Source organism: Neobacillus sp. GCM10027624, from assembly GCF_042675345.1.
GTDB lineage: Bacteria > Bacillota > Bacilli > Bacillales > Cytobacillaceae > Neobacillus > Neobacillus cucumis_D.
On sequence record NZ_JBHTHD010000011.1, the window covers coordinates 316895 to 334596 of the forward strand.

17 protein-coding genes and 1 pseudogene are annotated in these 17702 nt (G+C 38.6%); 15 read left to right on the forward strand and 3 right to left on the reverse strand.

The features are described 5' to 3' along the window. Positions 1 to 9 precede the first annotated feature (9 nt). From ACFQZ9_RS17765 to ACFQZ9_RS17780, 4 genes are read left to right on the forward strand one after another with little or no spacing between them, the layout of a single operon-like run. Positions 10 to 582, forward strand: coding sequence for a nicotinate-nucleotide adenylyltransferase (locus ACFQZ9_RS17765; RefSeq protein ID WP_498944782.1), 573 nt, complete (start codon positions 10 to 12; stop codon positions 580 to 582). Continuing rightward, on the forward strand, positions 569 to 1135 hold the full coding sequence (gene yqeK, locus ACFQZ9_RS17770) for a bis(5'-nucleosyl)-tetraphosphatase (symmetrical) YqeK (RefSeq protein WP_498944783.1): 567 nt from the start codon (positions 569 to 571) through the stop codon (positions 1133 to 1135). The genes ACFQZ9_RS17765 and yqeK overlap by 14 nt, the downstream gene beginning before the upstream one ends. A gap of 3 nt (positions 1136 to 1138) precedes the next feature. After that, positions 1139 to 1495: a ribosome silencing factor gene (rsfS, locus tag ACFQZ9_RS17775; RefSeq protein WP_198309253.1), complete on the forward strand. Its 357-nt coding sequence runs from the start codon at positions 1139 to 1141 to the stop codon at positions 1493 to 1495. After that, entirely contained in the window at positions 1492 to 2244 is a 753-nt protein-coding gene (locus ACFQZ9_RS17780) for a class I SAM-dependent DNA methyltransferase (RefSeq protein WP_198309252.1), read from the forward strand. Before rsfS ends, ACFQZ9_RS17780 begins: the two co-directional genes overlap by 4 nt. 58 nt (positions 2245 to 2302) lie before the next feature. On the opposite strand, the gene comER is transcribed toward ACFQZ9_RS17780, so the two are convergent. Further along, positions 2303 to 3127: a late competence protein ComER gene (gene comER, locus ACFQZ9_RS17785; RefSeq protein ID WP_198309251.1), complete on the reverse strand. Its 825-nt coding sequence runs from the start codon at positions 3125 to 3127 to the stop codon at positions 2303 to 2305. 87 nt (positions 3128 to 3214) lie between these two features. On the opposite strand from comER, the gene ACFQZ9_RS17790 reads away from it, so the two are divergent. From ACFQZ9_RS17790 to ACFQZ9_RS17800, 3 genes and pseudogenes are all read left to right on the forward strand, one after another. Next, on the forward strand, positions 3215 to 3868 hold the full coding sequence (locus ACFQZ9_RS17790; protein ID WP_498944784.1) for a helix-hairpin-helix domain-containing protein: 654 nt from the start codon (positions 3215 to 3217) through the stop codon (positions 3866 to 3868). Between the two features lie 77 nt (positions 3869 to 3945). Next, positions 3946 to 4386: pseudogene (locus tag ACFQZ9_RS17795) on the forward strand (ComE operon protein 2); the annotation flags it as partial. A gap of 94 nt (positions 4387 to 4480) precedes the next feature. Then, a complete protein-coding gene (locus ACFQZ9_RS17800; RefSeq protein ID WP_498944785.1) occupies positions 4481 to 6805 on the forward strand; it encodes a DNA internalization-related competence protein ComEC/Rec2 in 2325 nt (774 codons plus the stop codon). 98 nt (positions 6806 to 6903) lie between these two features. Here ACFQZ9_RS17800 and ACFQZ9_RS17805 read toward each other — a convergent pair whose 3' ends face one another. Next, a complete protein-coding gene (locus ACFQZ9_RS17805; RefSeq protein WP_026572391.1) occupies positions 6904 to 7038 on the reverse strand; it encodes a YqzM family protein in 135 nt (44 codons plus the stop codon). A 344-nt stretch (positions 7039 to 7382) separates the two neighbouring features. On the opposite strand from ACFQZ9_RS17805, the gene holA reads away from it, so the two are divergent. Further along, complete coding sequence (holA, locus tag ACFQZ9_RS17810; RefSeq protein WP_498944786.1) at positions 7383 to 8399, forward strand: DNA polymerase III subunit delta; 1017 nt, start codon at positions 7383 to 7385, stop codon at positions 8397 to 8399. Between the two features lie 51 nt (positions 8400 to 8450). Here holA and rpsT read toward each other — a convergent pair whose 3' ends face one another. Then, a complete protein-coding gene (gene rpsT, locus ACFQZ9_RS17815; protein ID WP_133334496.1) occupies positions 8451 to 8711 on the reverse strand; it encodes a 30S ribosomal protein S20 in 261 nt (86 codons plus the stop codon). A gap of 190 nt (positions 8712 to 8901) precedes the next feature. Between rpsT and gpr the strand changes: the two genes are divergently transcribed. The 7 genes from gpr to dnaK all read left to right on the forward strand — a co-directional run bounded on the left by gpr (position 8902) and on the right by dnaK (position 17569). Beyond that, positions 8902 to 10029, forward strand: coding sequence for a GPR endopeptidase (gpr, locus tag ACFQZ9_RS17820; protein ID WP_198309246.1), 1128 nt, complete (start codon positions 8902 to 8904; stop codon positions 10027 to 10029). Between the two features lie 206 nt (positions 10030 to 10235). Beyond that, positions 10236 to 10562: a YqxA family protein gene (locus tag ACFQZ9_RS17825; protein ID WP_198309245.1), complete on the forward strand. Its 327-nt coding sequence runs from the start codon at positions 10236 to 10238 to the stop codon at positions 10560 to 10562. A gap of 238 nt (positions 10563 to 10800) precedes the next feature. After that, positions 10801 to 12636 carry a translation elongation factor 4 gene (lepA, locus tag ACFQZ9_RS17830; RefSeq protein ID WP_026572396.1) on the forward strand — a complete coding sequence of 612 codons (1836 nt, stop codon included), beginning with the start codon at positions 10801 to 10803 and terminating at the stop codon, positions 12634 to 12636. Between the two features lie 76 nt (positions 12637 to 12712). Beyond that, positions 12713 to 13852 (forward strand): radical SAM family heme chaperone HemW, encoded by a 1140-nt coding sequence (gene hemW / locus ACFQZ9_RS17835; RefSeq protein ID WP_498944787.1) that lies wholly within the window; start codon positions 12713 to 12715, stop codon positions 13850 to 13852. Between the two features lie 114 nt (positions 13853 to 13966). Further along, positions 13967 to 14998 (forward strand): heat-inducible transcriptional repressor HrcA, encoded by a 1032-nt coding sequence (gene hrcA, locus ACFQZ9_RS17840; protein ID WP_198309243.1) that lies wholly within the window; start codon positions 13967 to 13969, stop codon positions 14996 to 14998. 108 nt (positions 14999 to 15106) lie between these two features. Further along, positions 15107 to 15706, forward strand: a complete 600-nt coding sequence (gene grpE / locus ACFQZ9_RS17845; RefSeq protein ID WP_286179796.1) for a nucleotide exchange factor GrpE — start codon at positions 15107 to 15109, stop codon at positions 15704 to 15706. Positions 15707 to 15736: 30 nt separating this feature from the next. Next, positions 15737 to 17569, forward strand: coding sequence for a molecular chaperone DnaK (gene dnaK / locus ACFQZ9_RS17850; protein WP_198309242.1), 1833 nt, complete (start codon positions 15737 to 15739; stop codon positions 17567 to 17569). Positions 17570 to 17702: the final 133 nt, after the last annotated feature.

A 17702-nucleotide genomic window follows, 5' to 3' on the forward strand; every position in this document is an offset into this window, starting at 1 on the left:
GCGCTTTTCATGAAGAAGGTTGGAATATTGGGAGGAACATTTGATCCACCGCATTACGGGCATCTTTTAATTGCAAATGAGGTCCTTTCCGTACTTCAGCTTGATGAGATTCGGTTTATGCCGAATCAAGAGCCTCCTCACAAGAAGAAAACACAATCAGTTGATAATCATGATCGAATAAATATGCTGAATCTAGCCATTGAAGGAAACAGCGCTTTTAAAATTGAAACGATTGAGCTTGAAAGAACAGGTCCTTCTTATACCATTGATACGATAAAAATCTTAAATTCGCGGGATTCTGATGATCAATTTTACTTTATTATCGGCGCTGACATGATTGAATACCTGCCGAAATGGAATAAAATAGACGAATTGATTAAGCTCGTACAATTCGTTGGAGTTGAGAGGCCTAACTATAATCATTTAACAGAATATCCGATTCAATATGTAGATGTACCTGCTGTTGATGTTTCATCAAGTATGATTCGAGAGCGTCTCGAGAATGGCAGGACGATTCGTTATTTATTGCCTGACTCGGTAATTCGTTATATTGAGGAGAAACAGCTATATGGAACGAAATGAGGCACTTAAAGTCGTAAAGAAACAATTGACAGACCATCGTTATCAGCATACGCTGGGGGTGATGGAAACAGCAATTATCCTTGCTAAACAGGTTGGTGCAGATGAAAAAAAAGCAGAATTGGCAGCAATTTTTCACGATTATGCAAAATTCCGGCCGAAGGAAGAAATGAGAGAAATTATTCTCACTCAGGGGTTTCCACAAGATTTATTGGAGTATAATGCAGAATTATGGCATGCGCCAGCAGGGGCTTATTTAGTGGAAAAGGAAGCAGGGATTACAGACACGGAGGTCCTCACAGCCATACGCTATCATACTTCCGGCAGAATTGGAATGTCTTTACTTGAGAAGGTAATCTATTTAGCGGATTATATTGAACCTGGAAGACACTTTCCTGGTGTAGAAGAAGTAAGAGAGATGGCAAAAGAAAATTTGGATAAAGCTCTAATTAAATCGATTCAGAATACAATCAGCTTTTTATTGAAAAAAAATCAACCAATTTACCCTGAAACGTTTCAAACCTATAATGATCTTGTCAAAAAACTGGAGGATTGATGAATGAACAATCAAGAATTACTTAAAATTGCAGTTAAAGCTGCCGATGACAAAAGAGCGGAAGAGATTATTGCCCTGAATATGAAGGGAATTTCCTTAATTGCTGACTACTTTATTATTTGCCATGGAAATTCAGATAAGCAAGTACAAGCCATTGCGAAAGAAATGAAGGAAAAGGCAGAGGAGCATGGTTATGATGTAAGAAGAGTAGAAGGCTTTGATGAGGCAAGATGGGTCTTGATTGACCTCGGCGATGTGGTAGCCCATGTATTTCATCGTGAAGAACGCAGCTACTATAACCTTGAACGTTTATGGGGAGATGCTCCGCAGGAAGATGTTCTCAGTGAGTTAAATTCATGAGTTACGAACAATTTGCCTATCTATATGATGAACTGATGAAGGATGCTCCCTATGATGAGTGGGTCAGATTCGTTCAGGATAGGCTGAAAGAAAACGGTGACAGTGGTGTTCGTTTTCTTGATTTAGCATGTGGGACAGGTGAACTATCCATTCGGTTCGCCAAGGAGGGTTTTGATGTTACAGGAGTCGATTTATCAGAGGATATGCTCGCAGTAGCTCAAGCAAAGTCTGAAGAACAGGGGATGTCCATTTCATTTTATCAGCAGGATATGACCGAGTTGGAAGGGCATGGTTCATTTGATGTTATTGGGATCTTTTGTGACTCGCTTAATTACCTGAAAACCGAAGAGGATGTTCTTCAAACCTTTTCATCGGTATATCAGCATTTGAAACCAGGTGGATTATTCATTTTCGATGTTCATTCGATTTTCAAAATATCTCAAATTTTTATCAATCAAACCTTTGCATTAAATGATGAACATGTCTCTTATATATGGAATAGCTTTCCGGGGGAGTTTCCAAATAGTGTCGAGCATGAGCTCAGTTTTTTCGTTTTAAATGAAAAATTGGGAATGTATGACCGCTTTGACGAACTTCACTTTCAACGAACCTATCCTGTGGAGAACTATAAAAATTGGTTACTTCAAGCTGGTTTTGGTTTTGAAGAAATCAAAATATGTGCCGATTTTGAAAATACAGTTCCATTGCCACAATCAGAACGAATCTTTTTTGTGGTCAGTAAAAAATAAAAGCCATCTTTTAAAAAAAGATGGCTTTTTTTAGAGGAATTTGTCTTTTAATGGCGAATTAATGATTAGAGAACTGAAGCCCGACCTTCTCAAGATCCTCGTCAAACTTTGCGTGTGTGGCTTGAAATACATGCTCGAAAACTTCACCTATTTCTTTTTCCAGCACCTTGATTCCCTCACCTGTAATGCCGCCCTTTACACAAACCTTTTCTTGTAATGATGGTAATGTATAATGCCCTTGTTTAATTAGCTCTCCTAAACCAACAATCATTTCACTTGCTAGAATGGTTGCCGTTTCTTCATCAATTTCCGTTTCTTTCACGGCCGCTACGACAAAGCGCTGGAGTAAATAGCTAAAAAATGCAGGGCCGCAGCTGACGATATCGGAGGCAACTCTTGTTATCTTCTCATCGATAAAAACCGGAACAGAAATCTTCGAAAACAGATTCTCCACTTTTCTCTTCCAAACATTATTACAATGGTCCCCATAGGTGATTAATGAAACTCCCGATAGCGCCCGGTTTGTTATGCTTGGAATCACCCGGGCAGTTGAACAAGTAACCTTCTGTTCTATTTGGATGGTACTAATAGGGCTTGTAATCGAGATCACGCATTTATCTTCATTTAAATAGGGATTGATTTCTTCGAGAATTTTGTACACATCAAGTGGCTTTACACAAACAAACACGAGATCGGATTCAGCCGCCACCTCTGCTGCATTGTTCCCAACCCTTAGTTTTTTATATTTATCTTTAAGCAGCATCGCTTTTGATTTTGTTCTGTTTGTGATCAACGTTGAAGAAGGGGAAATGGCTTTTCCATCGATTAAAGCCTCCACCAAAATCCTCCCCATATTTCCGGTACCGATGAAACCTATATTCATTGTTCCGACCCTCCTTCGCATACAAGTTTCTCTTTTAACAATATGAAAATCAATAGCGAAATATACCTTTAGAAAGGATGGTTCTTTGTGAAAGATTGGTTTACGGAACATAAGCTCTTTGTAGTTATTGCTGTATTAATTGCTATTGGTGGAATTTATTATTTTTTTATTTATCAAGAGAATCCTGCCTCTGTAACCGCGCCGCAACTGAATAGCATGGAAAGTGAGCTTCAAGGAGAGAACACTGCCAAGCAATCGGAAGAACCGGCAAAGGAGGAAAAAAAAGCAGAAGCAATTATGGTGGATGTGAAAGGACAAATTAAGCACCCTGGAGTGTATCCTGCTACAACAGGAGAACGCGTGATTGATTTGATTGAACGTGCAGGCGGTTTAGCGAATAAAGCAGACGAAAGCCAAGTAAACTTTGCTGAACATGTTCAGGATGAAATGGTTATTTATATCCCTGCGAAAGGAGAAACAGATTCTCCTCCTGCTGCTCTTGCAGGAGGCGGACAAACGGGTTCTACCGGAGGCGCTCTTTCCAACGCAAAAGTGGATTTGAATAAATCGGATGCTACTCAATTACAAACCCTACCGGGAATTGGCCCTGCAAAAGCTGCTGCAATCCTTGAATATCGTGAAACATCCGGTGGGTTTAAAACAGTTGAAGATTTAAAAAACATCAGTGGTATTGGAGATAAGACGTTTGAAAAATTAAAGGATCTGGTAGAAGTTCACTGATTTCTAAGGTTTGACCAAATGAATCTTCCCCATTACACTTAAATCAGTGAATATAAAGAAGTTTTGGGGGAGTGGACATGGAGAGAATTTCGTGGGATCAATATTTTATGGCACAGAGCCATTTGCTTGCTTTAAGAAGTACATGCAGCCGCCTAATGGTAGGGGCGACGATTGTTCGTGATAAACGGATTATTGCCGGCGGTTACAATGGTTCGATTGCGGGAGGTGACCACTGTATCGATAAGGGTTGCTATGTCATTGACAATCACTGTGTAAGGACAATTCACGCTGAAATGAATGCATTGCTTCAGTGTGCGAAATTTGGTGTCCCTACTGCAGATGCAGAAATATATGTGACTCATTTTCCTTGCCTGCAATGTTGTAAGTCGATCATTCAGGCAGGCATTAAAACTGTTTATTATGCTGAGGATTATAAAAATCATCCCTATGCAATTGAGCTTTTTCAACAGGCGAAGGTTTATGTCGAAAAAGTAGAATTAAAGGAACAAAGCATTGATTTTAGCACACTAAATCAATAAGGAAATTATAAAGCGCCGGCATTACCAACCGACCGGCGTTTTTGTTTTTTTAATTCAGAAATGGAGAAACATCATGAAAGGAAAATATCTTTATTTTGCTATTTCTGCCTTACTGGGTGTATTATCTTCGCTCATTATAGCCGTTCCATTTATTTTGACAGCGATTGTTTTCTTTTCCTTATTATTTACATATAAAAAGTATTCTCCTCCGCAGTTATTCCTCCTGATAGGTGTTTTCCTGGTGTTTTTCCTGTCTGCCCAGCATATCAAAATTAACAGCCAAACGGTCATTCCATCGAGTACGAATGTTTTTTACCTAGAGTACACGGAGGAAACGAAAATAGATGGAGATTTATTGCAAGTAATGGCAAAGGAAAAAGTGTACAAAGAAAAACTCTTAATTCGTTATCGGATTCATTCGGAGGCTGAAAAGGGAGCTATAAAAAATAAAAGTTTTTATGGGAGGGTATGTAAGGTTTCAGGAGAATTGTCTAAACCTTCGATTGCTAAAAATCCGAATGCCTTTAACTACCGTGATTATTTAGCGATTAAAAAAATTTATTGGATCGTTGAGAGCCAGACAAATCCCCTTCTTACCTGTATTCCTCAAAAATTGACACCGGTTGTTTTTATTAAAGAGCTCCGTTTTTTCGGTATCCATTACCTTGAAACTCATTTTCCGCCAGAAATCTCCTCGCTTTCAGCTGCTTTAATCTTTGGGGATCGAAGCCTGCTTGGTCCTGAAGTTTTAGCAGATTATCAAAAAACGGGAATTGTTCACCTGCTCGCTATATCCGGTTTACATGTATCTCTTTTAATTGGAATGGTTTACTGTCTTGGGATTCGAAGTGGTCTCACAAGAGAATTTATGACGCAATTTCTGCTCTTTTTACTGCCAATCTATGCTATTTTAACTGGCGGGTCCCCGTCCGTCATTCGTGCCGTTTTAATGATTTTTCTTGTCCTTATAACGGTAAAGTGGAAAAATAAAATAAAGCTGCTCCCAATTGATGCAATAAGCATTGCCTTTATCCTCTATTTACTCATAAATCCCATGGTCGTTTATGATGTCGGTTTTCAGCTATCCTTTACAGTTAGCTTTGCGATTATCGTGTCCGCCAAAATCCTCAAGAAATATCAAAATAGTTTAGCGAAAATGCTGGTAACATCGATTATCGCCCAATTAGCTTCACTTCCATTATTGCTTTATCATTATTTTGGGGTTTCGTTGATTAGCATTGCAGCCAACATGCTGTATATCCCTTTATTTTCATTTGTTTTTCTTCCTGGTTTATATTTATTATTTTTTATTCAAATTATTTTTCAAACAACTCCTTCCATCCTGCTTGCTTTTTTTATAAAAACCATTACGCTTTCCAATCAATTAATCCATTATCTTTCTGATTTTTCTATCGCCCTTTTTGTTCCAGGTAGACCGGGAATTCTTTTTCTCATTCTGTATATGGCAGCCATTCTTGCTGTTTTTTTTGTATGGGAAACTCCTTCCTATGGAAAAAGGAAACTCCATATTGTTGTATTAACCAGCTTTTTAGTGAGTTTTCAGGTCGTATGGAATTGGCTGAATCCAGTTGGAGAGGTGACAATGATTGATGTTGGGCAAGGGGACAGTATTTTGATTCATCTCCCATCCGGGAAAGGAAATTATCTGATTGATACAGGCGGGACTGTCTCTTTTACAGAAGAAAACTGGAGGAGGAGGGAACGGCCTTATGAAGTAGGAAGAGATGTCGTTGTCCCATTTTTAAAAGGGAAGGGTATTACGAAAATTGACAAGCTTATTTTGACCCATGGGGACATGGACCATATTGGAGGCACATTCTCAATCCTTAGGGAAATGAAGATTGAACAAATTTTAATGCCTTCTGTTAAAGAACCATCACATACTGAATTGGAAATTATTCATGAAGCGGAGAAAAAGGGTATTTCAGTCATAAAGGTTTCAAGAGGTATGAAATGGAAAATTGAGGACTATTTATTTTATGTTCTGTCTCCTGAAAAAAATTTTGAAGGAGAGCGGAACAGCGGTTCTATAACCATATTTGCTAATATTGGCGGTCTTACCTGGTTCTTTGGCGGTGATCTTGACAAAGAAGGAGAGGAAAGGGTCATTCAACACTATCCCGAATTAACTGTCGATATATTAAAGGCGGGGCATCATGGCAGTAAAACCTCGAGTGCGGTAGACTTTATTCAACAAATTAAGCCGAAAGTTGCCCTCATTTCGGCTGGTGAAAAAAATCGATTTGGTCACCCGCATAAGGAAACATTAGATATTTTAAAAAAGTATCAAGTGTTTATTTATCGTACGGATCAACAAGGGGCCATTACCTACCATTTTTATAATGGACATGGAACCTTTTCAACCTTTCTACCATAGGATAAAGCATATTCAAAATACATTAATTCCTGTTAAAAAACGGCAAAGAGACTGCAGTACACTGCAGTCTCCTGAAAAATAAGTATGTAGCTAATTTATTAGGATCCAATTAACTTAATGACTGTTGCAATAATAAACATAATGGCAAAAAAACCAAATGAAACCCCAAAGCCTACTCCAGAATCAATAGCATCGTTCCGTTTACTTTGAACATCTTTTTCAAATTCATTCACAGTCTACCCCTCCTATTTCAACATATAGTATATGATATTTAAGTAAAAAAATCCAGAGTACTTAGAAAGTTAGCTCCACTGTTCAATGCTTTTAAAAATGGCGATTTGCTTTCCTAAACTGACAAGAGTTAACACCAATAGTTTGTCCCGTTCCGTTTAAAATAATAGTACAAAAGAAACTCCGCCGAGCGACGATGGTTCCTAGGGCTGATGTTGCAGGCGTTCAATATAGATCGGGAATTGGTACTTGTCCAAAAAGCTGCCAATTCCCTTTAACTACTTGTCAAATCGTCCAAGCTTCTTTACGATAGGAAAGGAGATTTTTTTTCGGGGAGCGTAAAGATATGGTATTGGATATTTGGAAGAAAATAAAAAAAGGGGATTTTGCTCCCGTTTATTTATTGTATGGGAAAGAGGCTTTTTTAATAAATGAAACAAAGCAGCTGCTACTCGACAGGCTTTTAAAAGAGGATGAGAAGGATTTTAATTACACTGCCTATGATTTAGAAGAAACACCAATCGAGGTTGCCTTAGAAGATGCCGAGACTTTTCCTTTTTTAGGTGATAAAAAAGTAATTTTTCTACATAACCCGCAATTTTTAACCTCTGAAAAAATAAAAGAAAAGATTGACCATAATTTGTCCCGGTTTGAAACCTATCTGAAGGAGCCTGCTCCATATACGGTGTTGGTCCTTTCTGCACCGTATGAAAAGCTGGATGAACGGAAAAAAATTACGAAGGAATTAAAACGAACGGCAGAGGTCGTCGAAGCAAAAAAACTGAATGAACACGAATTAAAATCATGGGTGAAAGAACGTGCAAAAGGGTATGGAATTGATATCGAACCGAGTGCTCTCGAATTATTACTGACACTTGCAGGTACAAATATGTTTATGCTGGCAAGCGAAATGGATAAGCTGGCACTATATGCCCAAGATGAAAAAATGATTCATGCTGATTTGGTAGAAAAGCTGGTGTCGAGAACATTAGAACAAAATATTTTTACCTTAATAGAAAAAGTAGTGAGCCGAAAATTGGATGAAGCTCTGAGGATTTATTTTGATTTATTAAAACAAAATGAAGAGCCGATTAAAATTTTGGCTTTACTTTCCGGACAGTTTCGCTTGATTTATCAAGTTAAGGAGCTTTCAAGAAGAGGTTACGGGCAGCAACAGATTGCCGGGTTTTTAAAGACTCACCCCTTCAGGGTTAAATTGGCTGCCGGTCAGGCGGATAAATTTACGGATGAGGAATTGACAAACTTAATGAATTTGCTTGCCGAGGCAGATTATCAGATGAAGACGGGCGGGATGAATAAATCGCTGCTGATTGAAATGCTGCTGTTCCGCTTGAAAAAGTAAGTGAATATAAGAAAAAAACGATTCCAAAGAGGAATCGTTTTTTTGGGTTAATTATAGAGCGTTCGCTTTTTTAGCAAGGCGAGATTTTTTACGAGCAGCAGCGTTCTTATGGATAAGACCTTTTGCAGCAGCCTTGTCTAATTTACTTGCAGCAGTAACGAAAGCTTCCTTTGCAGCAGCAGCATCATTAGTTGTAACAGCAGCTTCTACTTTTTTAACAGCCGTACGCATTGCAGATTTTGCAGTTGTATTTTGAGCGTTACGTGCTTCGCTTGTTTTCACACGCTTAATAGCAGATTTAATGTTAGGCATTACATTCACCTCCTAAAGAGAATCGAGACTATATGAACTCGACTTTAACATTCATTCACAATTATTCAGAACAAGAGATATTTTATCAAACGAACGCTTATATTGCAATACTAGAATTATCGCTTGCATGTTTTTAAGTAAAACGGGAAAAAATAGGAAATAGTATTTTTGGATGGGAGCGTTGTCTACTATGAAAGAGCAATCAATTGATCTTAGTAAATACTCTGTTCGTACAGACCTAGCTATTGAGGCAAGGGAGATGGTTCTTGCCGGACGAGGGGACTCAGTTCAGCAGGAGGAAAATCTATCCCAAATTGAAGGCGTCATAATAAAAGAAAAAGATGTTGATGATATAAAAGTTTCATTAGTAGAAGTTACCAAAGAAGGAGAAAAACAATTAGGCAAAAAGGCTGGGAGATATTTAACACTTGAAGTGCAGGGAATACGTGGCCAGGACACAGAGCTGCAGAAAAAAGTAGAAGAGATTTTCGCACATGAATTTGCCCATTTTTTAGAAGGGACAGGCATTAAAAAAACGCACTCCTGTCTTGTGGTAGGGTTGGGGAACTGGAATGTTACTCCTGATGCACTTGGGCCAATGGTTTGTGAAAATCTTTTGGTAACCAGACATTTATTTCAGCTTCAGCCTGAGAATGTGGAAGAAGGATATCGCTCTGTTAGTGCATTGTCACCAGGAGTTATGGGATTAACTGGAATTGAGACAAGTGACATCATTTTTGGTGTGGTTGAAAAAACAAAACCTGATTTTGTCATTGCCATTGATGCCCTAGCCTCTCGATCGATTGAGCGTGTAAATTCGACGATTCAAATTTCTGATACAGGTATCCATCCCGGGTCAGGGGTTGGTAATAAAAGAAAGGAATTAAGTAAAGAAACTTTGGGAATTCCTGTCTTTGCTATCGGTGTACCAACAGTCGTTGATGCAGTTTCGATTACGAGTGATACAATTGATTTTATCCTCAAACATTTCGGAAAAGAATTGAAGGAAGGAAATCGTCCGTCGAGAGCGCTTGCACCTGCCGGAATGAGCTTTGGGGAAAAACGAAAACTTACGGAAGAGGATCTACCGGAAGAAAAGCATCGAAAAACCTTTTTAGGGATCATTGGGACATTATCGGATGAAGAAAAGAGAAAGTTAATTTATGAGGTTCTTTCGCCAATTGGTCATAATTTGATGGTTACACCAAAGGAAGTAGATGTTTTTATTGAAGACATGGCGAATTTGATTGCAAATGGTTTGAATTCTTCGCTTCACGGTGCAATAAATCAGGAAAATGCCGGGTATTATACGAGGTAGTTTTACTTTAGGGTTCCTTTTTCTACTAGGAGCCCTTTTGGTGTCTATTTAATAAATCGGTTCTATTAACTCTAGCATCGACATAATATTTACTAGAGTAAATTGGTAAAAGTCATTGCTGATTTACGAACGATGTAGGTTGGAGTGGAAATCAACAGTCAAGTTACTGTGCCAATAGAAAAAATTGAAAGAAAGGAAGCGGCTGTATGAAGTTATTTATGTTTAAAAGTTTAGGGATTGCAGCTTTGATGTTTATCTCTGTTTTAGCGGGAATGCAGCTGGCGAATGATGGGATTCATCGAATGAAGGGCTATAATGATCCTAATCTTCAAAAGGCTGTTACGATAAATGATAAAGGTAATGACTTGCATGCCTCGGTATTGGGAAATCAAATTACCAGCCATGATATCGAAACAAAAAAGAAAAAGCTAGAAGAGATGAATGCGTTTAATCTATTTTCTTCAATGGGCAAAAAAATGTCCGACGGAATTTCCAGTGCCTCAAAAAAGTTAGTGGATAGCATTTCCAATTAACAAGAGTGCGGTACCTACAAGGGTGCCGCCTTTTCTAATGTCTAGCTCCAGCTCCTAGGGGCTCTTTGGTCTAAGCCAATCCGTCAAGAAGGTTAAAGAGCAACCTTCTCGCCGGCTTGTCTTATGCTTGTCGAAGTCGCTTCCGCTTTTCTATTTTTACTTTTCATTGAATCTTGATTATGCTACTGCTATAATCAAAAATAGTGTACTTGTGCGAGTATAGTAGGAGTGAACGACCATGAACAGAGAAGACAAGCTCAAACGACAATCAAAGATTAGAAATTTTTCAATTATTGCCCATATTGACCACGGGAAATCAACATTAGCAGACCGAATTTTAGAAAAAACGAATGCATTATCATCCCGCGAAATGAAAGATCAGCTTTTAGATTCAATGGACCTCGAGCGTGAACGCGGAATTACGATAAAGTTAAATGCTGTACAATTAAAATACAAAGCAAAAGATGGAGAAGAATATATTTTCCATTTGATTGATACACCGGGACACGTCGACTTTACCTATGAGGTATCAAGAAGCCTTGCTGCCTGTGAAGGCGCGGTATTAGTCGTTGATGCTGCCCAGGGAATTGAAGCACAGACACTTGCAAACGTATACCTTGCTTTGGATAACAATCTTGAAATTTTACCTGTTATTAATAAAATTGACTTACCGAGCGCTGAGCCTGAAAGAGTTCGCAATGAAATTGAAGAAGTCATTGGCTTAGATGCATCTGAGGCTGTTTTAGCTTCTGCAAAAGCCGGAATCGGAATCGAAGAAATCCTCGAACAAGTGGTAAAAACAGTACCAGCACCTACTGGAGACCCTGAAGCTCCATTAAAAGCCCTGATTTTTGACTCTCTTTATGATGCCTATCGCGGCGTTGTTGCCTATATTCGTGTGGTAGAAGGATCCGTCAAGGTTGGCGATAAAATTAAAATGATGGCTACTGGAAAAGAATTTGAAGTAAATGAAGTAGGTGTGTTTACTCCAAAGGCAATGATGCTGGACGAATTAACCGTTGGGGATGTCGGCTTTTTGACTGCATCTATTAAAAATGTTGGCGACACCCGTGTCGGAGATACCATTACAAATGCAAAAAATGGCGCTGTTGAGCCGCTGCCAGGTTATCGTAAACTAAATCCAATGGTGTATTGTGGACTTTATCCAATCGATACAGCCAGATTTAATGACCTAAGGGAAGCACTTGAAAAGCTCCAATTGAATGACTCAGCCCTGCAATTTGAACCTGAAACCTCACAGGCTCTAGGCTTTGGCTTCCGTTGCGGCTTCTTAGGACTTCTTCATATGGAAATCATTCAGGAACGGATTGAACGTGAATTTAAAATCGATTTGATCACAACTGCACCGAGTGTTATCTATCATGTTTATATGACAGATGGAACACAATTGAATGTAGATAATCCGTCCAACATGCCGGAACCGCAAAAACTTGACCGCGTCGAGGAGCCGTATGTAAAAGCAACGATGATGGCTCCGAACGATTATGTTGGTGCTATTATGGAGCTTTGCCAGTTAAAGCGTGGAATTTTCGTTGATATGCAATACCAGGGGGAAAATCGGGTAAGCATCATTTATGAAATTCCATTGGCCGAAATTGTTTACGATTTCTTTGACCAGTTGAAATCAAGTACCCGGGGCTATGCTTCTTTCGATTATGAACTGATTGGTTATAAACCATCCAGTCTGGTAAAAATGGACATATTATTAAATACGGAAAAAGTCGATGCATTAAGCTTTATCGTCCATAAAGATTTTGCCTATGAACGTGGGAAAGTCATTGTTGAAAAGCTGAAGGAGTTAATTCCAAGACAGCAATTTGAAGTGCCTATTCAAGCGGCAATTGGTCAAAAAATTGTTGCACGTTCCACAATCAAAGCGATGCGTAAAAACGTATTAGCAAAATGTTATGGCGGCGACATTTCTCGTAAACGTAAGCTGCTAGAGAAACAAAAAGAAGGTAAAAAACGAATGAAACAGGTTGGATCCGTTGAAGTACCGCAGGAAGCCTTTATGGCGGTATTAAAAATGGATGACAACAATACAAAAAAATAAATGAAAGGGAGGTTAGGATCTGTCTGATATCAGGCAAGTCTAACCTCTTTTTGTTACTAAAATAGAAGGTGAAAAAATGATTAATGCAGCCTATCTTCATATCCCATTTTGTGAGCATATTTGTCATTATTGTGATTTTAATAAAGTGTTTTTAAAAGGTCAGCCGGTTGATGGATATTTGGATGCCCTTAATAAAGAAATGATTTTGACCGTAGAACAATTCCCAACAAAAAAAATAGACACGATTTTTGTTGGTGGAGGGACACCGACTTCATTAAACGAGCAACAACTTTATCGTTTTTGTGAAAATATAAATCAGAACCTGCCAATAGGTGAAAATTACGAGTTCACCTTTGAGGCGAATCCAGGGGACTTAACAAGGGAAAAATTACAAATATTAAAAGATGCAGGGGTTAATCGAATCAGCCTTGGTGTTCAAACCTTTAATAATGAGCTGTTAAAAAAAATCGGCAGATTACATCAGGCAAAGGATGTTTTCCAATCAGTTGCAAATGCAAAAGAGGTTGGTTTTGAGAATATCAGCATTGACCTAATTTTTAGCTTACCGACACAGACTATTATGGATTTAAAAGAAACTTTAACGGAGGCATTTTCTTTAGATATTACCCATTATTCTGCTTACTCCTTAATCATTGAACCGAAGACTGTTTTTTATAATCTTTTGAAAAAAGGCAAGCTGCCAACCCCAGGGGAAGATACGGAGGCTGCGATGTATGATTTGATGATGGAGGAAATGGACAAACATGGTTTTAAACAATATGAAATCAGCAATTTTTCAATTCCGGGCTATGAGAGCAGGCATAATCTTACCTATTGGAATAACGACTATTATTATGGATTTGGAGCAGGAGCCCACAGTTATGTAAATGGGTTCAGACGATCCAACATTGGCCCCTTAAAAAAATATATCGATCAAATAAACAATGGAAATCTTCCAGTCATTGATGAACATCCTGTATCTTTTGCGGAACAAATGGAAGAGGAAATGTTTTTAGGTTTAAGAAAAACAGAAGGTGTTTCCATTCCTAAATTTACATCCAAGTTTGGAAAAAATCCTCTTGAGTTGTTTCGGAAAGAAATAGAGGATTTAATAAACAAAAAGTGGCTGGAAATCAACGATGAATATATCTTTTTAACAAAAGAGGGGCGCTTTTTAGGAAATGAAGTTTTTCAATCATTCTTGGGAGTTGTTTAGCCCTAAGGTGTTTCTTCTTTTCGATTGCAAATGATTGACACCTTCCCCCCTTTTTGATAATTTATTAGTAGAATTAGCACTCGATGGTTATGAGTGCTAACAGAGGTGATGCGTGTGTTAACAGATCGTCAATTGTTAATTCTTAAGGTGATTGTTGATGACTTTATTCGATCTGCACAACCTGTTGGCTCAAGAAGTTTATCGAAGAAGGAAGAAATTTCGTTTAGTTCGGCAACGGTTCGGAATGAAATGGCTGACCTTGAGGATTTAGGCTTTCTAGAAAAAACTCACACTTCATCAGGCAGAGTTCCATCAGAAAAAGGTTATCGTTATTATGTTGATCATTTGCTTTCACCACAAAAGTTAAATCAGCATGATGTTTCCATTATTCAATCGCTTTTTGCAGAAAGAATTTTTGAGTTTGAAAAAATTATTCAAAAATCTGCAAAAATCCTATCTGAATTAACGAATTATACGTCGATTGTCCTAGGACCGGCGGCAAGTATTAATAAACTTAGGAAGATTCAAATTATCCCATTAAATAAAGAAACAGCTGTTGCTATCTTTGTTACGGATACAGGGCATGTAGAAAATCGTACTTTTTATTTGCCTCCTTCTGTTGATGCGAGCGATTTAGAAAAAACCGTTAACATTCTAAATGAACGGCTGACGAATGTTCCTCTTGAGGAATTAACCGGTAAAATTTATAAAGAGGTTGCCCTGTTGCTGAAACAGCATATTCATAATTACGATTTTATGATGAAGACCATCACTGAATCCTTGAAAATGCCTGTGAATGAAAAACTTTTCTTGGGCGGTAAAACCAATATGTTAAGTCAGCCTGAATTTCACGATCTATCTAAAATTCGCGGGTTGTTGACAATGATTGATCAGGAGGAATGGCTTTATAACCTAATCAGAAAAGAATCAGAAGGGCTAAATGTCAAAATCGGCCGTGAAAATGAAATTAGTGCAATGGAGAATTGCAGCCTGATAACGGCTACCTACTCTGTTGGGGCCGAAAAATTAGGGACGATTGCCATTCTCGGCCCGACCCGCATGGAATACTCACGTGTCATTAGTTTGCTTCAGTTACTTAGTAAGGATTTAAGTTCAGTCCTTACGAAACTGTATCAAAACAATTAGCACTGGTAATATTGAGTAAGGGTGAAATTTCCTAGTGTTTCGCCCCTCTTACCATGAATTGGGATATTTTTATAAATGATGATAAATGCTTTAAGGGAGGTGAGTAAGTTGACTAACGAGAAACAAAATACGATCAATGAAGAAATGGCTGAACAGGCACAAGAAGCAAATCAAAAGGTAGAACTTACTGAGGAAAATACAGCAGAGACTGTGTTTGCTGAGGAAGGTACAACAGATGAAACTACCGTTCAGGAGCTTTTAAAGGAAATAGAGGGATTGAAAAACAAATTAGATGAAGCTGATAACCGTTATCTAAGGCTTCAAGCTGATTTTGATAATTTCCGCCGTCGTTCTAGATTGGATCAAGAAGCGAGCGAAAAATATAGAGCACAAAAGCTAATCACTGATTTATTGCCTGCATTGGATAATTTTGAAAGAGCCATGAAAGTGGAAGTGGACAATGAACAGGCAAAGTCACTGCTTCAAGGTATGGATATGATTTACCGCGGTATAGTGGACGCCTTGAAAAAAGAAGGCGTGGAACCAATTGAAACGGTTGAAAAAGAGTTCAATCCACATTTGCATCAGGCTGTGATGCAGGAATCAAACGAAAACTATGGTTCAAATATTATCATTGAAGAATTCCAAAAAGGTTATTTATTAAAAGACCGAGTGATTCGCGCATCAATGGTAAAGGTAAATCAATAAGCCTACATATTATTTTAGGAGGAAAAGGCAATGAGTAAAATTATTGGTATTGACCTTGGTACAACAAACTCATGTGTTGCTGTACTTGAAGGCGGCGAGCCAAAAGTTATTCCAAATCCAGAAGGAAACCGTACGACTCCATCTGTTGTGGCATTTAAAAATGGTGAACGCCAAGTAGGGGAAGTGGCAAAACGCCAAGCTATTACAAACCCAAATACGATTATTTCAATTAAACGCCATATGGGTACCACTCATAAAGAGGATGTGGAAGGAAAGAGCTATACTCCACAAGAAATTTCAGCCATCATCCTTCAATATTTAAAATCATATGCTGAAGATTATCTTGGCGAGCCGGTAACAAAAGCGGTTATTACTGTTCCTGCATACTTTAATGATGCAGAGCGCCAAGCAACAAAGGATGCAGGGAAAATTGCCGGTCTTGAAGTTGAACGTATTATCAACGAGCCAACTGCTGCCGCTTTAGCGTACGGGTTAGACAAAACGGATCAAGATCAAACGATTCTTGTTTATGACCTTGGCGGAGGTACCTTTGACGTTTCCATTCTTGAACTCGGAGACGGTGTGTTTGAAGTTAAAGCAACGGCTGGTGACAATCGCCTCGGCGGTGATGATTTTGACCAAGTCATTATTGATTATCTTGTAGAACAATTCAAAAAAGAAAACGGAATTGATCTTTCTCAAGATAAAATGGCTCTTCAGCGCCTTAAAGATGCTGCTGAAAAAGCAAAGAAAGATTTATCAGGTGTTACTTCAACACAAATTTCCCTGCCATTTATTACGGCTGGTGCTGCTGGACCGCTTCATTTAGAAGTAACGATGTCTAGAGCAAAATTTGAAGAATTGTCAGCATCACTTGTAGAGCGTACAATGGGACCTACTCGTCAGGCACTAAGTGACGCTGGCCTTTCTCCATCTGAAATTGATAAGGTCATCCTAGTTGGGGGTTCAACCAGAATTCCGGCTGTTCAGGAAGCAATTAAGAAAGCAACTGGAAAAGAGCCGCACCGCGGTGTTAACCCTGATGAAGTTGTGGCAATGGGGGCTGCTATCCAAGGCGGCGTTATTACCGGGGATGTAAAAGACGTAGTATTACTAGACGTAACTCCTTTATCCCTTGGTATTGAAACTATGGGCGGGGTGTTTACCAAGTTAATCGACCGTAACACAACAATCCCAACATCTAAATCTCAAGTATTCTCTACTGCAGCTGACAATCAAACTGCTGTTGACATTCATGTTCTTCAAGGTGAGCGTCCAATGGCAGCGAATAATAAAACATTGGGTAGATTCCAGTTATCTGATATTCCACCAGCACCACGTGGAATTCCGCAAATCGAGGTAACATTCGATATCGATAAAAACGGTATTGTAAATGTCCGCGCTAAAGATCTTGGTACAAATAAGGAACAGCAAATTACGATTAAATCTTCTACTGGCCTTTCTGATGAAGAAATTCAAAAAATGGTGAGAGAAGCAGAAGAAAACGCTGAAGCGGATAAAACACGGAAAGAAGAAGTAGAGCTGCGTAATGAAGCAGACCAGCTTGTCTTTACAACGGAAAAAACGTTAAAAGACCTTGAAGGCAAAGTCGATGCAGCTGAAGTGGCAAAAGCAAATGATGCCAAGGATGCATTGAAACAAGCCATTGAAAAAAATGATTTGGATGAAATCCGCAGCAAAAAAGATGCATTACAAGAAATTGTTCAGGCTTTATCTGTTAAGCTTTACGAAGAAGCTGCGAAGCAAGCTCAGGCACAGCAAGGAGCAGAAGGCTCAAGCGCTGGCGGTAAAGATGACAATGTAGTAGATGCAGAATTTGAAGAAGTAAAAGACGATAAGTAATAAATGAAAGAGAACATATGGAAAAGGTCAAAGTCAGTCTAGCGGCTTTGGCTTTTTCTTTGATTATTTATTATATGGACATTAAGCTTTTTATTCTTGCAATATAAATCTTTAGAGTGTTAAAATAATCTTT